This is a genomic window from Beijerinckia sp. 28-YEA-48, from assembly GCF_900104955.1.
Lineage (GTDB): Bacteria > Pseudomonadota > Alphaproteobacteria > Rhizobiales > Beijerinckiaceae > Terripilifer.
On record NZ_FNSI01000001.1, the window covers coordinates 621,939 to 642,987 of the forward strand.

The following is a 21,049-nucleotide window of genomic DNA, read 5'->3' on the forward strand; positions in this document are numbered from 1 at the left end:
ATCCATCGAATGGCTGATCTTGTTTCTTCGATTGTCAGCGTCGGCTTCCACGGCCTTGCCCTGGCCATGGTGCTCTATCTGATCTCTGTCGGCTTGTCGGTGACGATGGGGCTGATGGGCTTCATTAACCTTGCCCATGGCGCCTTCGCCATGCTCGGCGGCTATCTGATGACCTGGCTGATGAGCCGCTACAATGTGCCGTTCGCTCTGGCGCTCGTCTGCGCAGTCATCGGCGTGGTGCTGATCAGCATCATTCTCGAGCGTCTGTTGTATCGGCGCTTTTACGGTGGCGAGGAGCTCGATCAAGTGCTTCTCACCATGGGCCTGATCTTCATCTCCATCGCCTCGGTCACGTACATCTGGGGGCCGGTGACGCAGCCGATGCAGCCGCCGGCGGCGCTCAGTGGGCAGATCGATCTCGGCTTTCGCACCTTTCCAACCTATCGCAGTTTCCTGATTGTCTGCGGCGCCGTGCTTGTCACTCTGTTGTGGCTGGCCTTGGAGCGCACTCGCTTTGGCGCGCAGGTGCGGGCTGCCGTGGACAATCTGCGCATGGCGCAGACCATTGGCATCAATACGTCGCGGCTGTTCGCCAGCACGTTTGCGCTGGGCAGTGGTCTTGCCGCACTTGGTGGCGGGCTGGGCGCGGAAATCCTGCCGATCACCACCTTCTACGCGCTCGATAATCTCGTCTATTTCCTGATCGTCGTTGCCGTTGGCGGTCTTGGCAGTATTCGCGGGCCGTTCGTCGCGGCGCTTTTGGTCGGCATGTCCGACACCGCCTTCAAATACATCGCGCCCGAATTCGGGGCTTTCTTCATCTACGCGCTGACCATGGCGATCCTGCTGTGGTTTCCACGCGGTTTGTTTGGTCGCACCTGATGTCGCATGTCACGCCTTCCGCCGCTCAGCGCGCGGCCGATATCGCTGCCTTCTCGACGCGGCACCGCTTCCATTGGTTCGAGGCGCTGCCCTGGCTCGTCGCCATCGCCGCCTATTTCATCTTTCCCAACTATCTGGCGCTGGGATCGCAGATTCTGGCGATCATTCTGTTCGCGCTCTCGGTCGATCTGGTTCTGGGTTACGCCGGCATCGTCACGCTTGGCCATGCCGCCTTCTTTGGCGTTGGGGCTTACAGCGCCGGCCTGCTGGCGGCGAATGGCTGGGGCGAACCGCTGACGGGCCTGCTGGCTGCGGCGATCGTTGCGGCCTGTATCGGCTTGGCCTCGGGCTGGATCGTTTTGCGCACCACGGGTTTGACCTTGCTGATGCAGACCCTCGTGGTCGCGGCCATGCTCTATGAATTGGCCAACAAGGCCTATCGCTTCACGGGCGGTGCGGACGGTTTGCAGATGTCGGTCTGGCCGATTTTTGGCACGTTCCGCTTCGATATGTTCGGCAACACCGCTTATTTCTATTGCCTGATCGTGCTGTTTCTTTGCTGGCTTGTGATGCGCAACACGGTCAATTCGTCGTTTGGGCGATCCTTGACGGGTATCCGCGAGAACGTTGGGCGTATGCATGCTATCGGCGCGCCGGTCGGCCAGCGCCGACTGATCGTCTACGCGTTGTCGGCGGCTATGGCTGGCGTTGCCGGCGCGCTGACGGCGCAGACGGCGCAATTCGTCGGGCTGAACGTGCTCAATCTTGAGCGCTCCGGCACCATACTTGTGATGCTCATTATCGGTGGCGTTGGTCGACTTTACGGCGCGTTCATCGGCGTGCCGCTCTATATGATCGCGCAGGATCGGTTCGCCGAGGCCGATCCGACCTATTGGTATTTCTGGATTGGCCTCGCCATGGTGTTCATCGTCGTATTTCTGCGCGGCGGGATTTTCGGCGTTGTCGAGCGGCTCTTGGCGCGGAGCCGCAAGCGATGAGCGGAAGCGGCCTTCAGACGATCGCGCTGTGCAAGAATTTCGGCGCTCTTACGGTCTCGAACAATGTGGATTTTCGTCTCGAAGCGGGCGCGCGCCATGCGCTGATTGGCCCCAATGGCGCGGGCAAGACGACATTCGTCAATCTCGTGACCGGCGTACTGCGGCCGACCTCCGGCCAGCTTCTGCTCGATGGTGCTGATATTACGACACTGCCGCAGGCGCAGCGCGTCAAGCGCGGGCTGGTGCGCACGTTCCAGATCACGGCTTTGTTTCGCAAGCTCTGCGTTCTTGAAAACGTCGTGCTCGCGATTTCCGAGCGCGAAGGTATCGGTGGCGATTTCCTGCGGCCCGCTGGCCGGCACCGCGCCATTATCGAAGAGGCCTATGACGTTCTGGAGAAGATGGGGTTGGCGGGGGATGCCATGCGGCCGATCACCGAATTGGCCTATGGTCGCCAACGCATGGTCGAGATCGCGCTGGCACTGGCGCTAAAACCGTCCGTGTTGTTGCTGGATGAACCGGCCGCTGGCGTGCCGGAAGGCGAGAGCGTAACGATCATCGAGGCGATCGAACGGCTGCCGGAGCGGATCGCCGTTCTATTCATTGAACATGACATGGAGCTGGTCTTCCGGGTGGCACAACGCATCACCGTTTTGGTGCAGGGCGCGGTGCTCGTCGAAGGCACGCCGGCCGAAATCGCCGCCGATCCGCGTGTGCGGGAAGTCTATCTTGGGGAGGGGCGGCATTGACGGACGCAGCTCCCAATCGCGGTCTGAGCCTCCGCGGCGTCAAAGCCGGCTATGGCGAGACGGTGGTGATCGACGATATCGATTTCAGCCTGCAACCAGGCGCTACGCTCGCTGTGCTGGGCCGCAATGGTGTCGGCAAGACCACTTTGCTGGCGACGATCATGGGGCAGACGGCGCGCCATGGCGGCCAGATCCACTTCAATGGTGCCGATATCTCCACTTATCCGATCTACCGCCGCTCGGCCGCTGGCCTTGCGCTGGTGCCGCAGGAGCGCGAGATTTTCCGGTCGTTGACGGTTGAGGAAAACCTCATTGTCGCGGCGCGGCCAGGACGCTGGACCTTGGCGCGCGTCTACGAGTTTTTTCCATCGTTGGCCTCGCGCCGGCGCAATGGTGGCGATCAGTTGTCCGGTGGCGAGCAGCAGATGCTGGCGATCGGTCGCGCGCTGATGGGCAATCCTACATGTCTGTTGATGGACGAGCCGATGGAAGGGCTGGCGCCGGTGATCGTCGATGCGGTTTTGGCGGGTCTCGATCGGCTGAAGCGCGAAGATGACATGGCGATGATTTTAGTCGAACAGCATGCGCGGTTGGCGCTTGAGTTTGCGCAGGAGTGCATTGCGTTGGATCGTGGCCGTATTGTTCATCGCGGGCCGAGCCGGGCTTTGCTTGACGATCCGCAATTGCTCGCTGAGCTGGTCGGCGTCGGTGGCGGTGATCGCAAGCCTTGACGTGTTGCAAGCCTTGAACGTGTTGTTAGACCCGGCGGCTTGCGCCGCCGGGTGTTTAATCGCTCAGTTATAGCGAGAGAAGTCGTAACCTTCCTTGGCAGCGATTTCGAGCAGGAAGGGTTTGCCCTTCTGCGTCTCTGCGATGGCTTCCTTGATCTTCGGTGCGATCTCGGACGGCTTTTCGACGCGATAGGACGCAACGTTCAGGGATTCCGCCAGCTTCATGTAATTGCCGCCGATATCGAGCGCGTCATATTTGGCGGCTGACTTCGGCAGCGATACCCGTTCGCAAGCCATCATGGCATTGTTGAACACGACCGTCAGGATGCCGATGTTGTTGCGGGCGGCGGTTTCGATATCCATGCCGCTCATGCCGAAGGAGGCATCGCCCATCACGTTGATGCAGAGCTTTTCAGGCGCCGCCAGCTTGGCGCCCATGGCGAGGCCTAGGCCATAACCAAGCTGCGTGGTCTTGCCCCAGCCGAGATAGCCGAAGGGTTTGGTTGATTCCCACATCGGCAGCAATTGCTCACGCGGGCTGCCGGCTTCGTGGGTGATGACGACATTGTCGCGATCGGCAGCCTTCATCATCTCGTTGATGACGCGATACTGATTGATCGGCGTTTCATCGGAGTTGAGCTGCTTTTCCCAATCGGCGCGCCATTCCTTTTTGGAGGCGGCGATCGTCGCTTTCAGATTTTCCAACCGCGTCGCATCCGGCTTGGCGCGCAGGCGGCCGATTTCTTCGATCAGCGCCGCGATGATGAGCGCGGCATCGCCGACGAGGCCGAGATCGGCGCGGATGTCCTTGTTGATATCGCCGGCATCGTTGGTGGCGTGGATGATCGTCTTGCCGACCGGCAGCGCCGGGCCGAAGGGCGTGCGTGTCAGGCTCGAGCCGATGGCAAAGACAAGATCGGCGGCGTTCATGCAGTCGGCATACATTTTCGGCCGCGATGCGGTCGACGCGCCAAGCGCCAATGGATGGCTTTCAGCGATGGCGCTCTTGCCGGGATTGGTTGCCGCGACCGGCGCGGGGATGAGCTCCGCCAGTTGCGTCAACAATTCACCGGCTTCCGCATAGTGGATGCCCTGGCCGGCCCAGATCAGCGGCGACTTGGCGGCGAGCAGCATGCGCGCGGCAGCTTTCACCGCGTCGGGATCGGGCGCCGAGCGCAGAACGGGAACCGGCTGATAGTCGATCGCACCGGTGAATTCGGCGGCGAACACTTCGTTGGGAATTTCGAGCAGAACGGGACCGGGCTTGCCAGAGCGCATGGCTTGGAAAGCGCGGCGCATCAGATCGGGCAATTCTCTGACATCATGAGCGAGCGCTGACCATTTGCTGACCGGTGCGAACACATCGGCGGCGCGGAACGTTGGGCGGGTATATTGCCGCTCGAGGCTCGACGCGGCGGGGATCACCAGCACTGGCACGTTTTCGGAAAAGGCCTGTGCCATGCCCGGAAATGCATTCTCGATGCCGGGGCCATGTTGGGCGGCGAAAACGCCGTTCTGGCGGCCACGACGCACACGGCTATAACCGTCCGCCATGGCGACGCCCATCCGCTCCTGACGGCACAGGATCGGACGAATGTTGATGTCAGCGCAGGCTTCGATCAGCGGATTGCGTGGATAGCAGGCGAGGAAATCTGTTCCTTCGCGCTTGAGGATTTCGGCAACGACATCTGCACCGTTCATGTGGGCTTCCTACCAGCTATTTGAATTATGCTGGCAAGGGCGCGGATGAAGCACAGGTTGTCAAGCCGGATATTCTGGGGGCATGGCGAATATCCGGCTGTTTGCAAAAATGGCAAACCTTAGCTGGCCAACAGATAGCGAATGGGCCGACCGATGGTCATAGCTTGAGCAGCGGCGATGATGCCGTGGGTATCGATGCCAAAATAGCGATAGAGTTGCGCGATCGATCCCGTCTGTCCAAATCTGTCGACGCCGAGCGCGCGCGTGCGATGGCCTCTGACCGCGCCCAACCAGGCCAAAGTGGCGGGATGCCCATCATGGACGGTGACTATGGCGCAGTGGGACGGTACACGGGCCAGCAGCTGTTCGATATGCGAGGTGGCGGCCATGTCGCCGTCCTCGCGTGCCTTGGCCGCCTCGGTCCAGCCCGCGTTCAGGCGGCACGGCGAGGTGACGGCGAGGAGCCCGACGTCGCGGCGATCCTCGGCGAGCCTACCGACGGCGGCGATGGCTTCCGGCGCCACGGTGCCGCAATAGGCGATGACGATTTCAGCATTGGGGCCAGGCTCGCGCATCCAATAAGCCCCGTCGATGATATCGGCGGTTTTTTGTGCATCGAGCTTACGCGTCGGCTGTTCCAAGGTGCGTGTCGACAGACGCAGATAGAGGGCGCCGCCCTTGTCGTTGTGCATCCATGAGGGGCGCGCACTGTCGCGCTGCTCGGGCGTCAATGCTTCCCATTGCAGATAGTGGAAACCAAATCGCATGATGGCGGCGAGTTCATCGACAAAGGCGGGCTCGTAGCTGGCTAATCCGTCCTGCGCCATGCCGATGAGCGGCGTCGACATTGATTGATGGGCGCCACCTTCACCGGCGAGCGTGATGCCCGAAGGGGTTGCCACCACCATGAAGCGGGCATCCTGGTAACAGGCATAGTTCAGCGCATCGAGACCGCGTTGAATGAACGGATCGTAGAGCGTGCCGATCGGCATCAGGCGTTCGCCGAACAGGGAATGCGCCAGACCGAAGGCTGAAAGCGCGAGGAATAGATTCATCTCGGCGATGCCGAGTTCCAGATGTTGGCCTTTCTCAGAGAAATGCCAGTTGAAGGTCGAGGGAATGCGCTCGGTGCGGAACGTGTCGGCCATCTCCCGGTGGGCGAATAGGCCGCGCCGGTTCACCCAGGGGCCGAGATTGGTGGAGACCGTCACGTCGGGCGATGTAGTCACGATCCGTGCTGCAAGCGGGTCGCTGCCTCGTGCAAGTTCGTTAAGCAAAAGGCCGAAGCCTTGCTGGGTCGACAGTTCAGCCTGGGAGAGCGGGGCCAGTGCATCGGGGATAGTGATGGCGGGCGCGGCATGCCGCCGACTTTTGCCGGCGTTGAACGGCACATCTTTGAGGAAGCGCGTCAGCGCCTTGTGATCGATATCGAGACCTTCGAACTTCTCCCACTCATGGCCTTCGCGGATGCCGGCTTCCGTTCTAAAACCTGCCATCTGTGTCGGAGTCAGCATGCCGGCGTGATTGTCCTTGTGGCCGGCGAGCGGCAGGCCAAAGCCCTTGATCGTATAGGCGATGAAGACGGTAGGGCGGTCATGGTCGATCCGCTCGAAGGCCTCGACCAGGCTCGGCAGGTCGTGGCCGCCGAGGTTGGTCATCAGGCGCGCGAGTTCCTCGTCGCTCCGCTTTTCGATCAAATGGCTGACGTCGCCCTGATCGCCGATTTCGTCGGTGAGGCGCTTCCGCCAGGCCGCGCCCCCCTGAAAGGTGAGCGCGGAATAGAGTTGATTGGGCGCATTCTCGATCCAGGTTCGCAGCTTGTCGCCACCCGGCTCGGCAAAAGCGGCTTGCTGCAAAGCGCCATGGCGCAGGACAACGACATCCCAACCGAAGGCGCGGAAAATGTCTTCGAAGCGGGAGAACAGACCCTCGTGGATGACAGCATCGAGACTCTGGCGATTGTAGTCGATTACCCACCAGACATTGCGGACATCATGTTTCCAGCCTTCGAGCAAGGCTTCGAAAATGTTGCCTTCGTCCATCTCGGCATCGCCGAGCAAAGCGACCATGCGACCAGGAGGCGTGGCCGCCGCACCATGGCTGCGCACATAGTCCTGGGCCAGGCTGGCAAAGATCGTCTGGGCGACGCCGAGGCCGACGGAGCCGGTGGAGAAGTCGACATCGTCCGTATCCTTGGTGCGTGACGGATAGGACTGGGCGCCCCCAAAGCCGCGAAAGTTTTCCAGCTTGTCGCGCTCGATCAGGCCGAACTGATAATTCAGCGCATGGAAGGCTGGGCTGGCGTGGGGTTTGACGGCGACGCGATCTTGCGGGCGCAGCACTGCGCCATAAAGCGCCGTGAGGATCGCCGCCGAGGAGGCCGAAGAGGCCTGATGACCGCCGACCTTCAGACCGTCGTCGTTCGCTCGCAGATGATTGGCGTTGTGAATCATCCAGGTCGACAGCCACAGGGTCTTGCGGGCGATGGCGTCGAGGAAGGGCAGGCGGTTGTCGAATTTGGTTGGCACGGGCGCTCTCCTCGGTATGGCTGCCATAAAATGCCAAAAAGAGCGGCGATACTTGCTAAACTGAGCCTTATTTCTCCTTTCTTTGGCTATTTATTTCGTATTATAATCAGGAAATGGCAGAAAATACCAAAAAGCGGCTGGATGAAATCGATCGCAAGATTCTGGCGAATCTGCAGCGCGACGGGCGGCTCACTGTGCAGGATCTGGCGGCGCGTGTTGGACTGACCATTTCGCCCTGTCTGCGACGGGTGCGGATGTTGGAGGAGGCTGGCGTCATCCGCGGCTATTCCGCTGTGGTCGACCAGGCCAGTATCGGCCTGCCGATCAGCGTTTTTGTTCAGGTTAAGCTAGAGCGCCAGCGCGAGGAGGAACTGCAGCGTTTCGACCGGGCGCTGGGACGCTTTCCCGAAGTGGTCGAAGCCTATCTGATGACCGGCGTGTGCGATTACCTATTACGCGTGGTCGTGGCCGATCTGCCTGCCTATGAAGCTTTTCTGCGCGACAAGCTTACGCGTGTCGAAGGCGTGCGATCGATTGAATCGAGCTTTGCGCTGAAACAAGCCAAAAGCACCCTGGCGTTGCCGATGGGATGACCTGTCAGTGCGACGCATGCGTGAGGCTTAGGTTTTCGCGGGCTCCCCTGGCTTCTGCGCGCTTGACCTTCACGCCCAACAGAAGCAGTTCACCTTCGATCGCGCCCTTCAGCAGTTGCATGCGAAACTCCAGCGGGGCGTGTGTTCGCGTGACTTCGAAGGAGACGTCGATGGCGTAGGTGCCGCGACGAGGCAGGCGCAAGGAAACGGCCCCTAGGATCTCGCCGTCGAATACATCCACCATGGCCATCGTATCGGTCCGGCAATCGTTGAGTTCGATCTGGATTTCGCAATCCCAGCGGCCTGGCGGCAGGTGTGCGTGTGGGCCAAAAAAGAGTATGCGGGCAGGGCCGTTAAGAGTTTTAGGGCCCGTCAATTGACGATCTGACGCGTCGCCATCCTGGAAGCAGCGACGCGTCCAGTTCACCGCCTCCATGGGGTGTCTTTTCGTCAACGGGTCATAACCTTTGGCAACGCTCTCCAGGGCGAGCCGGTCCTCGTCGGAGAGTGTTTCTATGAAGCCGGCGGTCGACTGCCATTGTGGAAATTCTGCGGCGATGAAATCGCGGAGTGTTTTGCTTTTGTCATTCCCCAATCGGGTCTGAAGCCTTTCCCATTGTTGGGCGTCTTGCCGAATGTTGAAGAAACGCATGATCTCTTCAGCAAGCTCTGTGATCGGGGCATCATAGCGGTCGGGGCCTATGAAGAAATTCCTGGCATGTATGAGCTGTGACCACTGCACCACAGTGTACGTCGCTAGCCGCAAGGCAATCATAAATTCCTTGCTGCCATTGAGCATGTCGAAAGCAAATATTTCTTCGAAATTGTCGTTGCTGAGGACGATGGGAATATCTGAATCAATCAGTAATTTAATCATCGATGCTTGCGGTGCATCACTATATAAAAGCATAGATGTGCGTTTTTCTTGGGGTATATTTTTCCATGCGTCTCTGAGCTGTCCTACTTCGACGGCATGGATATGCTCGGGCACGCCGATCGTTTCTTCGGCGATGATGGAAACAAGCCGTCTTGTCGCTATTGAAATCGGCGACAGAGTGCCGCAAACACTCAAAAGCATAGGAATATTATCCTTGTATTCCGCGAATCGCGCGAATGAGGTGGTGTCGAATTATGGGCGATTCAGGCACGGACAGGTGCCATATTCCAAATTGCCAGCGATTGCCGACGCTTTCACACGATAGTGTGTCTGAAGTTGGTTTCCATAATTTGGCGCAAAGCCTCAATATTTGGCCTTAGAAACGAGGTTTTACCCCCTCCGGAGCCTTAGATGGAATTTTGCCCTAATTGGGGGTAAAAGAAAGGGTATCAAAACCTTGCGACAATCATTTTGGAACAATAGCTGTTTGGCGGCGCGATATGGTTGCCAAAAGTTGCAGGCTGCCGTTCGCATGCCTCCAAAGGAAGCCGACTGAATGAGCCTGAATTTGCCAGATGTGGTTGCCGGCTTTTCGAGGCCAAAGGCGCTCCTCGCGCCTGGTTCCGTCAATCAGATTCTGAATAAAGCGGAACGTCGGGCCCGACTCATCAAGAAGCTCATTCTGGCGGTCATGTTCGTCCCGCCGATCTTCGCCGTTTTCTACTACGGGCTCTTCGCGGCGGATCGGTATGTCTCGGAGACGAACATCATCGTCCGAAGCGTCTCCAGCAAGAAAGCGGCTGGCGGCTTGGATATGGTGCTTCAGACGTTCGGTATTTCACGAGCTGTCGACGATACCAACGCCGTTCAGAACTTCATGCTGTCGCGCGACGCGGTGCGCGCGCTCGAAAGCCGGATCCCGCTGCGCGAAATTTTTTCCAATTCCAATGCCGATATTTTCACGCGGTTTCCGCGCTTCTGGCTATGGAAGAACGATAGCTTCGAGCGGCTTTACGAATATTACCTCGATCGGGTGACGGTCGTCCAAGATGCTTCGAAGGGTATCACGACGGTTAAGGCTGTTGCTTTCCGGCCCGAAGATTCTCTGCTCATCATTCAAGGGCTGCTGAAAATTTCCGAAGAGCTGGTCAACCGCATGAACGTGCGGGCGCAGTCGGACACTGTTAAATCGGCCCAGATCTCGGTTGATGAGGCGGGCAACCGATTGATCGAGGCGCAGAAGGAGCTGACCCGGTATCGCAATCGCGAATTGATTGTCGATCCGGCAAAGTCGTCCCAGTCACTGCTCGAAACGATTACAGCGCTTGCGACCGAATATGCGCAGACGCAAGCGCAGGTTCAGGAAATGACCCGGTTGGCGCCCAACAATCCGGCTATTGCCTCGCGTCAGGCACGGGCGGACGCGCTGCGGGGGCGCATCGCAGACGAGCGGAATAAGCTTGCCGGCGGCGATGCAGCCTTGGCCAAGAAGATCGAGGGCTATGAGCAATTGTCGGCTCGGCGCGACATCGCGGAGAAAGCTCTCGCGAACGCCAGCAGCTCTCTGGAAACGGCACGTCAGGAAGCGCGTCGCCAACAAATTTACATCGAACAGATCGTTTCGCCGAATCTGCCCGATCAATCGACGGAACCAGAGCGGTTGCGAATGATCCTGACCTATCTTGTCGTTTCGTTCATGCTGGGCGCCATCTTCTGGTTGCTGAATGCCGGTACGCAGGAGCACGCAGGCTGATGTTTTCGGATGTGCTCTCTGCTTTCGATAAGCGTTCTCGTAAGGCCTCTCTCTTCGTCGGTGCCAAGGTGCAGGCGCGGATTATTTCGGCCTTGATGATCCGTGAGGCCATGGGGCGCTACGGGCACGACAATCTCGGCTTCTTCTGGGTTATCGGTGAGCCGCTGCTGTTGACGTCGGGCGTCATGGTGTTGTGGAGCCTTACCCACGTGTCCCATGATGCGTCGGTCGGTGTCGTGCCCTTCGCTCTGACGGGCTATTCCATGTTGACGTTGTGGCGCATGATCGTCTTCCGCTCGCTGCATGGCATGCGGTATGGAGCGGCGCTGACGTTCCATGCCAACGTCAAATATCTCGACATTCTGTTGGCGCGTTCACTCCTGGAAACCGTAGGCATCATATCGGCATTCACGGTCGCTTATGTACCCTTGTATCTTCTGGGCGCTTTGCCACCGATCAACGATCCGCTCCTGCTTTACGGCGGGTGGCTCTTGACAGCCTGGTTTTTTACCGGCTTTGGACTGATCATCGCCGCCCTGACAGAACTCAGCGACATCCTGGAGCGGTTCATCCATCCGGTCATGTATCTGACGCTGCCGATTACAGGCACGTTCTATATGGTCGATTGGATGCCGCTGAAGCTCCAAAAGTATCTTTTGATGTCTCCTTTGGTGCACGGAATTGAAATGTTTCGAGCAGGTGTGTTTCCGCCAAGCGTTGTCACCCACTATGACCCGTTGTTCCTGGCGCTGTGTGCCCTGATTTCGACGGGGATTGGCTTTCCGTTGATGCTGTATGCTCAGCGTCATGTCGAGCTTTGACCTTTATGACTGATACCAAAACTGATACCCCTCTCGTCGTCCGTCAGATCGAATTGCGACCGTTGGAGTCGCGGGGCTATCTCACGCCTATCGATGAGATTTGGGTCGAACCTAAGCCGCAATCGTTCTTCCGCCGCCATGCGCTTTTCCTGCTGACGGTGGTCGTGCCGGTTTTCCTTGCTTTTGTGTATTTGTTCTTCATTGCGTCCGATCGCTATGTTTCCGAGGCGCGCTTTATCGTGCGTACATCGTCCGGCGGTTCGGGATTGGAAGGATTGGCGTCGCTTGTCTCGACACAGGGCATGTCCCGCGCCAATGATGAAACCTTCGCCGTCAATGAATACATCATGTCTCGTGATGCGGCTGACCTCTTGATCGCTCGCAACGGGTTGCGCGATGTTTTGAGCCGGCCGGAAGCCGATATCTTCAACCGCTTTCCGAATTTCTTCACGCGCGACAGTAAAACCAAGCTGTACAAGCAATATGAGAACATGGTGACGGCCGAGATCGAAGGATCGACCGGTATCAGCACCCTGGAGGTTACGGCCTTTCGGCCGGAGGATGCGCAAGTCCTGGCGCAGGCTCTGCTGAAATACGCTGAAGAGCTGATCAATCGCCTGAACGAGCGCGCTCATCGCGATGCGCTGCGCTATGCCAAGAGCATCGTGGACGATTCCAAGTCGGACTTTGTGCAGCTTGAGCGCCGTATCTCAGAATGGCGCAATCAGTCCGGCACTGTCGATCCAGGTAAAGAATCCATCGCGGGCTTGGAACAGATCGGTAAAATGAGTATGGAGCTGGCGACGATGGAAGCCAGCCTGGCTCAAACGATTGCTGTAACGCCGGCCAATCCTTCCATTCCGGCTATGCGCGAAAAGGTGACGTCGTACCGAAACACAATCGATAAGCTCCGTCAGAGCATTGTTGGCAACGACGCTTCGGTTGCCAACAAGTTGGCCGCTTACGAGCAATTCACCGTTGAGAAGGAAATCGCTGGCAAGGCCATGGCTGCAGCGGAGCTGAATTATCTGAAGGCCCGCCAGGATGCGGAACGGCAGCAGCTTTATCTGCAGACGATTGTCGAGCCCAATTTACCCGATCAGCATACCTATCCGCGCCGGTTCCTCTATTTACTCGGGGTGATCGGTATCTTTGGTCTCATCTATATGATCATACGTTCGCTCACTCAGATCGCGATGGAGCACTCGGCGTGAGCATGATCGGACGCGTTCGCGATCGGCTGATGCCGCAGGCCATTCGGGGCGGGCGACGGATGTACGAGTGGGCGGAAAACGAGATCGAAGCGGCCGGCTTTGCGATGCGTCAGCGCCGCGAGGAGCGGGCGGCGGTTGTAAAACCGCGAGATCGCGCGATCCGGTTAACCAATATTGTCAAGGAATATCATACCCCGATTGGTCTTCGCAGGGTGCTCGACGACGTCAACTTCGAAGTCAATCCGGGCGAGAAGGTTGCCGTTCTAGGTCGCAACGGCGCTGGTAAATCGACCTTGGTCAAGTTGATCGGCGGCGTCGAGCCCCCGACTTCTGGCGATATTTACAAGGGCCTTTTTATGTCTTGGCCGCTGGCGTTCAGCGGCGGCCTCGAAGGTCAGATGACGGGGATCGACAACATTCGCTTTATCGCGCGTGTCTATGATCGGCCGGTCCAGGATGTGGTCGCGTTCGTCGATAATTTCGCCGAGTTGGGCAAGCAGCTGTTCGTGCCGGTTAGAAACTATTCGTCGGGCATGAATATGCGTTTGGCGTTCGGGCTTACGTTGGCGATCGACTTCGAGTGTTTTTTGATCGACGAGGTGTTGTCCGTCGGCGATCAGCGCTTCCACCAGAAGTGTTACGATGAACTGTTCGTCAAACGCGCTGATACGGCGATGATCCTCGTCAGCCACGACGTCGCCATTCTGAAGAAGTTTTGCGATCGTGCCGTGATCCTAAAAGGCGGCCGCAGCCGCGTCTTCGACGACGTCGATTTCGCGCTGAGCATCTATCACACCTTATGAAGTGGGGTTAGAGGGCCTCGGTATCGCGCCAGGAAGCGAGAAGATTCTCGAGTGTCTGACGTAGCGGAATTACCGGTTTCCATCCGGTTCTCTCGCGCAGCCTGCGGGACGTTCCACTTGCCTTTGGAATGTCGGAGGGGCGCAGGCGTGCCGGGTCTATCTGGATTTGGAGCGAAGCGTGGGCGGCGCTTCTGAGGAGGGCCAAAGCCTCTTCGATAGCTAGCGGCGCTTCGGAGGAGATATTGAGGATATCGCCGGTGGGGAAGGCTGCGGGATTGGCGAGGATCGCGATATAGGCCTCCACCACATCGCGAACATCAAGAAACTCCCGCACTGCCGAGAGATTGCCGACTTTGAGGATCGGCGGCTGCCGGCCCTGTTCGATTGCCGCGATCTGAGCGGCAAAGGCTGGCAGGACGAAGCGCTGATCCTGTCCAGGGCCAGTGTGATTGAACGGGCGTACCGTGATCAGTTTCGTCGCTGGCGGTAAAATGTCGGCGAGAGCCATTTCCGCGGCAAATTTTGAGCGGCTGTAAGCGCTCATCGGGCGCGGTGGCGTATCCTCCGATGCTGGTCCATCACGAAAGCTGGCGCCGTAGACTTCGGACGTGCTGACATTCAGGAAGACGGCGTTCGGCACGTGCCGTGCGCTGGCCATGGCAAGGTTGATGGAGCCGCCGAGATTGGCATCCCAAGTCAGGGCGGATTGTTCGAAAGAGGATCCGACCGAAGCCTGGGCAGCAAGATGTATGATGAGGTCGGGGCGCGTTTGGGCCACGGCCTCGTCAAGACTATCTCGATCACCGAGATCGCTGATGATGGGCGTCCAACCGTCTCGTTCCACCTTGTCGGCGGACCGGCGCAACAGAAACAGTTGCGCCTTGGGCCATTGCTGCGCGAGACGGGGCGTTAACCAGCCGCCAACGAAGCCGGTTCCTCCGGTCAGAAGGATGCGTTGATAGCTGCCACCCGACGATGCGTCCGCCGACATTGTCCTAGTTGTCCACGGCTGTGCGCCAACGTTGTAGATCGGCGTCGACCATTTCTTGGATCATATCCTCGAGCGAGGTTTCAGCGGACCATCCGAGCTTCTGATTGGCCTTGGCAGGATTACCAAGAAGAACGTCCACTTCCGCCGGCCGATAGAAGGCGGGATCGATGACCACATATTTGTTCATGTCGAGCCCGACATGCTCGAAAGCGATTCTGCACATGTCACGTACCGTCGTGGTTCGGCCGGTGGCAACGACATAGTCGTCGGCTTTCTCTTGCTGAAGCATGGCCCACATGGCTTGCACATAGTCACGTGCATGGCCCCAGTCGCGCTTGGCATCGATGTTGCCGAGCCGCAGTTCCTGCGCCTTGCCGAGTTTGATCCGGGCGACACAGTCGGTCACCTTGCGTGTCACGAACTCTGTCCCGCGCAGCGGGCTCTCGTGGTTAAAGAGGATGCCGGAGGAGGCATGAAAGCCAAAGCTCTCTCGGTAATTGACGGTGATCCAGTGACCATAGAGCTTGGCGACCGCGTAGGGTGAACGCGGATAGAAGGGGGTCTTCTCGCTTTGCATTTCCTCTTGGATAAGGCCGAACATTTCCGACGACGAGGCCTGGTAGAAATGCGCGTCGGGTTTGGCGATGCGCATAGCTTCCAACATGGTGGTGACAGCTACCGCCGTGATGTTGGCGGTGAGGAGCGGTTGCTGCCATGAGGAAGCAACGAAAGACTGGGCCGCCAGATTGTAGATTTCGTCAGGCATCACCTGCTGCACGATGCGAACTATGCTGGAAAGATCGGCCAGATCACCGTCGAGCAGCGTGACTTTGTCGGCGACCCCGAGCCAACGCAGACGATGGTCCTCAACGCCGCGGTGCGACGAGCGGCGGATGACGCCGAAAACCTCGTAACCTTTCCCGAGCAGGAATTGCGACAGGTAGGCGCCGTCCTGTCCGGTAATACCAGTAATGAGCGCGCGTTTAGCCATGGTAAAGGTGCCTTGTTAGACGGTTAGACAGCAAAGAAACGAGACGCCGAGGCTTGGCCTCTCAGGCGGGAGAGATATATCGGTCTGTGATATAATCTGGCACTTGCCGCGTAATATCGATTTTTCAACCCTGAGCGCCACTGAATGATGCCCGGCTTCCTCAATAATCTGCCAGCGGTGCCCCGGTTGGCGCGGACCTGCAGATTTTCAAGAGTCCCTTCGGACATGGCATGATCGGCCTCGATCGCATCTGATCCGAAATCTGCCTTATTTTCTGGCACCATTAGCCCGCAATCTTCTCCTATAGGAACCTGACGGGAAGCGCGCCAAGTCAGGGCGTTGGTAGACCATGAGGTCATTTTTGTCTATTTCTGAGCTTCACGATTTTAGGTGATTTGGGTGCCCTTTCAGATGTTTGATGCCTATGATTCTTGGCGAAATGCATTGTTTCGGCTAGGGATCGGCCGGCACGCTGATTTTCGCCGGCAGGCGGAGGCGTTTTGGCGGGCCAAACAGTTCGGCAAGGCTGCGACTTGCTACCGCTTGCATCTGTCCCATCATCCAGAGGATTTTACCTCCTGGTTGGATCTCGGCTTCTGCGAGGCGTATAGCGGACGACGAGACCGTGCAGAGCAGGCTTATGCCGCCGCCCGATCGGCCGCCCCGCAGTCAGTGACCGGGATTTTATCGGTGGCGCGTGAGCGGGCCATCAGCGAACGTCCTTTGAGTGCCTTTGCCTATTATCGACAGGCGGTCCTCGCAGATCCGCAGCGTGAGATGGGAACCGAGGATCGGCCCTTTGTCGGCGAGGGCTTTCTGCCAGAAGCGCTGTCTGATCGTTCTCTCGTCGGTCGCCGCATGTTGCTGGATGTCACCGATCTCTTGCGGTACCTGCGATACAATCCGCACGGAACCGGAATCCAGCGCGTTCTGCTGTCGATGATTGCGGCTTGGTTTCGAAAATTTCGCTATCAAGATGTGGTCTTCGTCTTCTGCCGCGAAGGTCGAAGTGAGGTTTTCGAGATTGCTGAACAGGAGCTAGCTGCTCTGGTCGACGCGACCGAAGACCCCGCCACTACGGTCAAAATCTATCAGCCTTACATTGACAAAATTTATGCGGAATCGCCGCGCGTCGAATTTAGGCCCGGTGATGCCTTTGTGGTGATGGGGGCATTCTGGAGCTCCATCGATTATCTTCGAACTCTTGTCGACCTGCGTGCGCGTGGTGTGCTGGTAGGAGCCTACATCTACGATCTCATTTCGATCACGCATCCCGAGTTCATCAACAAATCTGATTTGAATAGCGTTCTTGATCGCTTTGGCGACCTTCTTTCCGAGGTCGATTTCGTCTGCGCCATTTCCGAATTCGTGGCGGAAGAGGTGCGGGATGTATTACGTGATCGGCTGGGACGTTCCGTCCCTGTGGTTGCAGTGCCTTTGGCGCACGATCCGCCGCGCAGCGGAGACGGGCAAATCGAAAGCACGTTTCTGAAAACTCTTCCGGCCGAATATGTGCTGTGCATCTGTACGATCGAGGGACGCAAGAATCATCTTCTGTTGTTCGAAGTCTGGCAACAGCTTCTGGCGAAATATGGCGATGCAACGCCGCCATTGATTGTCGTTGGACGATGGGGATGGCGCGGCGAAGCGTTCAAAAAGCGACTCGAAGAGACGCAATCGTTGTCGGGTAAAATCATTGTTCTCGGCAATCTTTCGGACGCGAAGATCGATTATTTGTATCGTCATTGTCTGTTCACGGTTTTTCCGAGTTTCGTCGAAGGCTGGGGTTTGCCGGTCGGCGAAAGCCTGGCGTGCGGCACGCCCTGTATCGCCTCAAATGCGACTTCGATCCCTGAGGTCGGTGGCGATCTTGTTCGCTACATCGACCCGTACGATGCCCAAAGTGCATTCGCTGTTATCGAAAAGCCGTTGATAGATCGGCAGAATCTTGCGGAGTGGCGCTCGAAAGTGGCGTCAACGTTCCAGCCGAGAACCTGGATTGATGTCGTCGACAATTTCCTAGTGCAAGTGGAGTACTGTGCTCGGTCGGTGAAGCCGCAGCAGGCGACCGAGGTCGTACCTTTGATTGCGGGGCGTACTTACCATTTCAGCACAGATACAAACGATTCTTTGGCGAACTGGCGCGATCGTGCGCATAAATTTATATTTTTGGACGGTTGGCATGGCATCGAAAGCTGGGGCATATGGTCTTCGAAGCCAATTGCGCAATTGTCCATTTTAACGGAGCTGGCTTCTGAATCTCGGGTGCGTGTCCGTTTTTTGATCCGAGGCGCCCCTCCCAAGCGCGAAGCTCGGATCGGTCTCAGAGATTTGCTCGGAGGCGCGATGAAGTGCATCACCGTTCCAACCGATAAGGCTGTGTGGGTAGAGACAACAGCGGTTGTCGATGAAACGCATAAGCTCCTGTTGAACCTTGAACGGATTGACGGCGATTATGCTCAGGCAGAGCTCGAACGTGATCTCTATCTGGGGTTATGTGCCATGGTTTACGATGCCGAGCAGACGACAAACACCCCTGTCTTGTTGAGTTCAAATGATCTTGAGCGAGCGGCGCAGCCGATTAGTGGTGGGGCCTCCTCGTCATGAAAATCTCTCTCATGGTGCCTCTACGAGCAGTCCGTAGACAAATCGTGCATCAAGCGCTCAGACTTTCGGGAGAAGGTGTCGAGCGTGGTGATAAGCGCTACCAGGCCGGCGATTGGCGGCGTGCGTATCGCGCCTATCGGACACATCTGGTCGATCGTCCGCAGGATGGCAAAGTTTGGGCGAAAGCGGCCGATTGCGCCAGGCGCGCGGGTGATTTTTCCGGCGAGTTCTACAGTCTGCGACAGGCACTCCTTTTGGAGCCGAATGACGTTGCCATTCTCGTTGACGCTGCCCGTCAATACAAAGATCGAGGTTATCTACTGACCGCGCGCGCCTGCCTTGCATCTGCGCGGCGCGTAGATCCGATGCTTCCGTTTGAGGCCTTTGAACGTGCGGTCGCGCCTTTGTCGGTAGAGAGCGGACATCGATTGTTGCTTGATGTGACCGATATGTTTGCCTTCTTTCGCTTGAACGTGCGCAAGACTGGCATGCAGCGCGTGCAGGCGCAGGTCATGACCTCTCTCCTCGAGCGTCATGTCGGCGGTGATATTATTTTCACTTTTTATAATGAATTACTCCGCGAGTATAAAATCGCATCAACTCTTCTGGCTTGCGAACTCGTTGATGCATCAAATGCGGATGAGGTAACGGTTGAGCAGCTTGCCGTCATTCTCAATCAGATTTTCATCGATGCTGAACCGCTAAAGTGCAGGAAAGGTGATTTCTATCTTGTGTTGGGGGCATTCTGGTTCGGTAACGACTATCTGGCGCGCCTCGAGGATTTGAGAAAAGACGGCGCTACGGTTGGGATTAATTTTTTTGACCTCATCCCGTATACGCATCCAGAATATGTCGACGTGGCAACCCAGCGCGACTTCACGGGTAAGCTTGAAGAGGCTCTCGCCAGTATCGACTATGCTTGTACCAATTCGGCCTTTGTCGCCGACGAGTTGCGGAGACTTCTGGCATCTCTAGGGCGCGAGAATGTTCCTGTTGGGCCAGTTCCATTGGCGCATGATATTACCGCTTCGGATAGCGAACAGGTTGTATCTGACACTTTCAAACAATCCGTTCCGAAGGACTATGTCCTTTGTGTCGGCACGATAGAGCGCCGCAAGAATCATGCGCTTCTTCTTGAGATTTGGAAGCGCCTGTATGCCCAGCATGGAGATAAGACGCCTTCGCTCGTCATTGTCGGGAAGTGGGGGTGGCGTATCGAGGAATTTCGCGAGGAACTCGCCGCGTCCAAGAATGTCCATGGGAAGATCATGATAAGAGAAGGGCTTGCCGACAGCGAGCTCGAATATCTTTATCGCAATTGCCTTTTTACCGTCTTTCCGAGCTTCACCGAAGGCTGGGGCTTGCCGGTTGGCGAAAGCCTTTATTTTGGCAAGCCGTGCATTGCTTCGAATTCAAGCTCGATCCCAGAGGTCGGCGGCGACCTTGTCCGTTATTTCGATCCCATGAACACCAACGAAGCCTATCGGGTCATTGACGCGGCTTTGTCGGATCGTTCCGATCTTGCGGTCTGGACCGAGCAGGTTCGCAACCATTTCAAGCCGCGTTCATGGGATCAGGTGACCGACGACCTCATGCAACAGATTTTTAAACTGTCAGCGATTGCTAAAAGTCTTCCCATGGTCTGAAGACGAGTATGCCGGCTGCGCAGCTGTCGGGGATGAGGCCTAGGTTCTTCAACAACCTGCTAGGCGGACTTCCGCTCTCTCGATAATGTTGGTTTACCTGCGACGACCGATCTCGTCGCAAAGGCCAAATCGGAGAGGGCGGATGCAGGGTGGGGCAGCATTGGACGAGGAACGTCTGCGATCCTATCTGGAAGTGGCCATCGCACTGCGCGGGCCGCTGCAGCTTCAGCCGATCGCCGGCGGACAGTCCAACCCGACCTATTTTGTCACGGGTCCCGAGCGCTCCATTGTTTTGCGCAAACAACCAGACGGGCCTCTGCTGCCATCGGCGCATGCGATTGACCGGGAATATCGCGTGCAGCGGGCGCTCGCGGAGGCCGGTTTTACAGTGCCGCGCATGCTGCATTTCTGCACCGATCCAGCGGTCATAGGCACGCCGTTTTATGTGATGGAGCGGCTCGACGGCCGCGTACTCCATGATTGCCGCTTGCTTGACGTCGCTCCGGATCAGCGCCGGGCGATGTATCGATCGGCGGCAGAAACCTTGGCGCGGCTGCACGCGATTGACTGGCGGGCGATAGGCCTTGGTGATTTTGGCCGACCGGAAGGCTATTTCGAGCGGCAGGTGGCGCGTTGGTCGAAGCAATGGCAGCTCTCACGCACACGCGAAATTCCTGAGATTGATTTTCTGCAGCAATGGCTCCCCCAGCATATGCCTGCGGCCGGCCTGGCGACGATTGCCCATGGCGACTATCGCATCGGCAATCTGATGTTCCACCGGGAGGAGCCGAAGGTGATCGCGGTTCTCGATTGGGAACTGGCGACGCTGGGAGACTCAGCTGCCGATATCGCGCACTTTGGGATGATCTGGTACAGCGCGCCGGAAGAATATGGTGGCCTGCTGGGCGAAGATCTGGACGATCTTCGTCTGCCCGACTTTCAGGAGTTTCTCGCGACCTACGAGGAAGCGGCACAGCGGAGCGTCGGCTTCGTGCCTTTCCATATGGTGTTCGCGCTGTTCCGCTTCGCCGTGATCTTCGAGGGCGTGGCGGCGCGCGCTAAGGCTGGCAATGCCGCAGGCGAGAATGCCGCCGCTGTGGCGCATCTGGCGATCAACTTCGCCAGGCGCGCAGCGGCACTCGCGCGGCAGAGCTAGTTGTGGGC

Annotated in this window: 17 protein-coding genes; 12 read left to right on the plus strand and 5 right to left on the minus strand. The window is 57.8% G+C overall.

Features of this window, described 5'->3' with window-relative positions; translation table 11 throughout:
- The first annotated feature begins 9 nt into the window (after window positions 1-9).
- From BLW50_RS02870 to BLW50_RS02885, 4 genes are read left to right on the plus strand one after another with little or no spacing between them, the layout of a single operon-like run.
- A complete protein-coding gene (locus BLW50_RS02870) occupies window positions 10-882 on the plus strand; it encodes a branched-chain amino acid ABC transporter permease (protein ID WP_090697123.1) in 873 nt (290 codons plus the stop codon).
- Window positions 882-1,880 (plus strand): branched-chain amino acid ABC transporter permease, encoded by a 999-nt coding sequence (locus BLW50_RS02875; protein ID WP_090697125.1) that lies wholly within the window; start codon window positions 882-884, stop codon window positions 1,878-1,880. Before BLW50_RS02870 ends, BLW50_RS02875 begins: the two co-directional genes overlap by 1 nt.
- A complete protein-coding gene (locus tag BLW50_RS02880; RefSeq protein WP_090697127.1) occupies window positions 1,877-2,629 on the plus strand; it encodes an ABC transporter ATP-binding protein in 753 nt (250 codons plus the stop codon). The genes BLW50_RS02875 and BLW50_RS02880 overlap by 4 nt, the downstream gene beginning before the upstream one ends.
- Window positions 2,626-3,360, plus strand: a complete 735-nt coding sequence (locus BLW50_RS02885) for an ABC transporter ATP-binding protein (protein WP_244544120.1) — start codon at window positions 2,626-2,628, stop codon at window positions 3,358-3,360. Before BLW50_RS02880 ends, BLW50_RS02885 begins: the two co-directional genes overlap by 4 nt.
- Before the next feature lie 63 nt (window positions 3,361-3,423).
- Here BLW50_RS02885 and BLW50_RS02890 read toward each other — a convergent pair whose 3' ends face one another.
- Entirely contained in the window at window positions 3,424-5,061 is a 1,638-nt protein-coding gene (locus tag BLW50_RS02890; RefSeq protein WP_090697129.1) for a thiamine pyrophosphate-requiring protein, read from the minus strand.
- Between the two features lie 119 nt (window positions 5,062-5,180).
- Complete coding sequence (locus BLW50_RS02895) at window positions 5,181-7,514, minus strand: transketolase-like TK C-terminal-containing protein (RefSeq protein WP_244544434.1); 2,334 nt, start codon at window positions 7,512-7,514, stop codon at window positions 5,181-5,183.
- Between the two features lie 188 nt (window positions 7,515-7,702).
- On the opposite strand from BLW50_RS02895, the gene BLW50_RS02900 reads away from it, so the two are divergent.
- The gene (locus BLW50_RS02900; RefSeq protein WP_090697132.1) at window positions 7,703-8,182 is read left to right on the plus strand and encodes an Lrp/AsnC family transcriptional regulator; all 480 of its coding nucleotides are present in this window, start codon (window positions 7,703-7,705) and stop codon (window positions 8,180-8,182) included.
- 4 nt (window positions 8,183-8,186) lie between these two features.
- On the opposite strand, the gene BLW50_RS02905 is transcribed toward BLW50_RS02900, so the two are convergent.
- Window positions 8,187-9,260: a hypothetical protein gene (locus BLW50_RS02905; RefSeq protein ID WP_090697135.1), complete on the minus strand. Its 1,074-nt coding sequence runs from the start codon at window positions 9,258-9,260 to the stop codon at window positions 8,187-8,189.
- Window positions 9,261-9,615: 355 nt separating this feature from the next.
- Here BLW50_RS02905 and BLW50_RS02910 point away from each other — a divergent pair, with 355 nt between their 5' ends.
- From BLW50_RS02910 to BLW50_RS02925, 4 genes are read left to right on the plus strand one after another with little or no spacing between them, the layout of a single operon-like run.
- On the plus strand, window positions 9,616-10,812 hold the full coding sequence (locus BLW50_RS02910; protein WP_090697137.1) for a KpsE/RkpR family capsule polysaccharide export protein: 1,197 nt from the start codon (window positions 9,616-9,618) through the stop codon (window positions 10,810-10,812).
- On the plus strand, window positions 10,812-11,633 hold the full coding sequence (locus BLW50_RS02915) for an ABC transporter permease (protein ID WP_090697139.1): 822 nt from the start codon (window positions 10,812-10,814) through the stop codon (window positions 11,631-11,633). The genes BLW50_RS02910 and BLW50_RS02915 overlap by 1 nt, the downstream gene beginning before the upstream one ends.
- Window positions 11,634-11,638: 5 nt before the next feature.
- Window positions 11,639-12,847, plus strand: coding sequence for a KpsE/RkpR family capsule polysaccharide export protein (locus BLW50_RS02920; RefSeq protein WP_090697142.1), 1,209 nt, complete (start codon window positions 11,639-11,641; stop codon window positions 12,845-12,847).
- 29 nt (window positions 12,848-12,876) lie between these two features.
- Window positions 12,877-13,650, plus strand: coding sequence for an ABC transporter ATP-binding protein (locus BLW50_RS02925; protein ID WP_244544121.1), 774 nt, complete (start codon window positions 12,877-12,879; stop codon window positions 13,648-13,650).
- Window positions 13,651-13,657: 7 nt separating this feature from the next.
- Here the strand turns inward: BLW50_RS02925 and BLW50_RS02930 are convergent, their stop codons facing one another.
- Window positions 13,658-14,641 carry a GDP-mannose 4,6-dehydratase gene (locus tag BLW50_RS02930; RefSeq protein ID WP_090697143.1) on the minus strand — a complete coding sequence of 328 codons (984 nt, stop codon included), beginning with the start codon at window positions 14,639-14,641 and terminating at the stop codon, window positions 13,658-13,660.
- A gap of 4 nt (window positions 14,642-14,645) precedes the next feature.
- Window positions 14,646-15,632: a GDP-mannose 4,6-dehydratase gene (gmd, locus tag BLW50_RS02935; RefSeq protein ID WP_090697145.1), complete on the minus strand. Its 987-nt coding sequence runs from the start codon at window positions 15,630-15,632 to the stop codon at window positions 14,646-14,648.
- Between the two features lie 411 nt (window positions 15,633-16,043).
- Between gmd and BLW50_RS02940 the strand changes: the two genes are divergently transcribed.
- The 3 genes from BLW50_RS02940 to BLW50_RS02950 all read left to right on the plus strand — a co-directional run bounded on the left by BLW50_RS02940 (window position 16,044) and on the right by BLW50_RS02950 (window position 21,041).
- The gene (locus tag BLW50_RS02940; RefSeq protein ID WP_090697148.1) at window positions 16,044-18,239 is read left to right on the plus strand and encodes a glycosyltransferase family 4 protein; all 2,196 of its coding nucleotides are present in this window, start codon (window positions 16,044-16,046) and stop codon (window positions 18,237-18,239) included.
- A complete protein-coding gene (locus BLW50_RS02945) occupies window positions 18,236-19,885 on the plus strand; it encodes a glycosyltransferase family 4 protein (protein ID WP_090697150.1) in 1,650 nt (549 codons plus the stop codon). The genes BLW50_RS02940 and BLW50_RS02945 overlap by 4 nt, the downstream gene beginning before the upstream one ends.
- 142 nt (window positions 19,886-20,027) lie before the next feature.
- Window positions 20,028-21,041 (plus strand): phosphotransferase family protein, encoded by a 1,014-nt coding sequence (locus BLW50_RS02950; protein ID WP_170849961.1) that lies wholly within the window; start codon window positions 20,028-20,030, stop codon window positions 21,039-21,041.
- Window positions 21,042-21,049: the final 8 nt, after the last annotated feature.

Excerpts from the sequence above, each read along its gene's own strand:
- BLW50_RS02870 (WP_090697123.1), top strand. The coding sequence starts at position 10 with ATGGCTGATCTTGTTTCTTCGATTGTCAGCGTCGGCTTCCACGGCCTT.
- BLW50_RS02875 (WP_090697125.1), top strand. The coding sequence starts at position 882 with ATGTCGCATGTCACGCCTTCCGCCGCTCAGCGCGCGGCCGATATCGCT.
- BLW50_RS02880 (WP_090697127.1), top strand. The coding sequence starts at position 1,877 with ATGAGCGGAAGCGGCCTTCAGACGATCGCGCTGTGCAAGAATTTCGGC.
- BLW50_RS02890 (WP_090697129.1), bottom strand. The coding sequence starts at position 5,061 with ATGAACGGTGCAGATGTCGTTGCCGAAATCCTCAAGCGCGAAGGAACA.
- BLW50_RS02895 (WP_244544434.1), bottom strand. The coding sequence starts at position 7,514 with ATGATTCACAACGCCAATCATCTGCGAGCGAACGACGACGGTCTGAAG.
- BLW50_RS02900 (WP_090697132.1), top strand. The coding sequence starts at position 7,703 with ATGGCAGAAAATACCAAAAAGCGGCTGGATGAAATCGATCGCAAGATT.
- BLW50_RS02905 (WP_090697135.1), bottom strand. The coding sequence starts at position 9,260 with ATGCTTTTGAGTGTTTGCGGCACTCTGTCGCCGATTTCAATAGCGACA.
- BLW50_RS02910 (WP_090697137.1), top strand. The coding sequence starts at position 9,616 with ATGAGCCTGAATTTGCCAGATGTGGTTGCCGGCTTTTCGAGGCCAAAG.
- BLW50_RS02915 (WP_090697139.1), top strand. The coding sequence starts at position 10,812 with ATGTTTTCGGATGTGCTCTCTGCTTTCGATAAGCGTTCTCGTAAGGCC.
- BLW50_RS02920 (WP_090697142.1), top strand. The coding sequence starts at position 11,639 with ATGACTGATACCAAAACTGATACCCCTCTCGTCGTCCGTCAGATCGAA.
- BLW50_RS02925 (WP_244544121.1), top strand. The coding sequence starts at position 12,877 with ATGCCGCAGGCCATTCGGGGCGGGCGACGGATGTACGAGTGGGCGGAA.
- BLW50_RS02930 (WP_090697143.1), bottom strand. The coding sequence starts at position 14,641 with ATGTCGGCGGACGCATCGTCGGGTGGCAGCTATCAACGCATCCTTCTG.
- gmd (WP_090697145.1), bottom strand. The coding sequence starts at position 15,632 with ATGGCTAAACGCGCGCTCATTACTGGTATTACCGGACAGGACGGCGCC.
- BLW50_RS02940 (WP_090697148.1), top strand. The coding sequence starts at position 16,044 with ATGTTTGATGCCTATGATTCTTGGCGAAATGCATTGTTTCGGCTAGGG.
- BLW50_RS02945 (WP_090697150.1), top strand. The coding sequence starts at position 18,236 with ATGAAAATCTCTCTCATGGTGCCTCTACGAGCAGTCCGTAGACAAATC.
- BLW50_RS02950 (WP_170849961.1), top strand. The coding sequence starts at position 20,028 with ATGCAGGGTGGGGCAGCATTGGACGAGGAACGTCTGCGATCCTATCTG.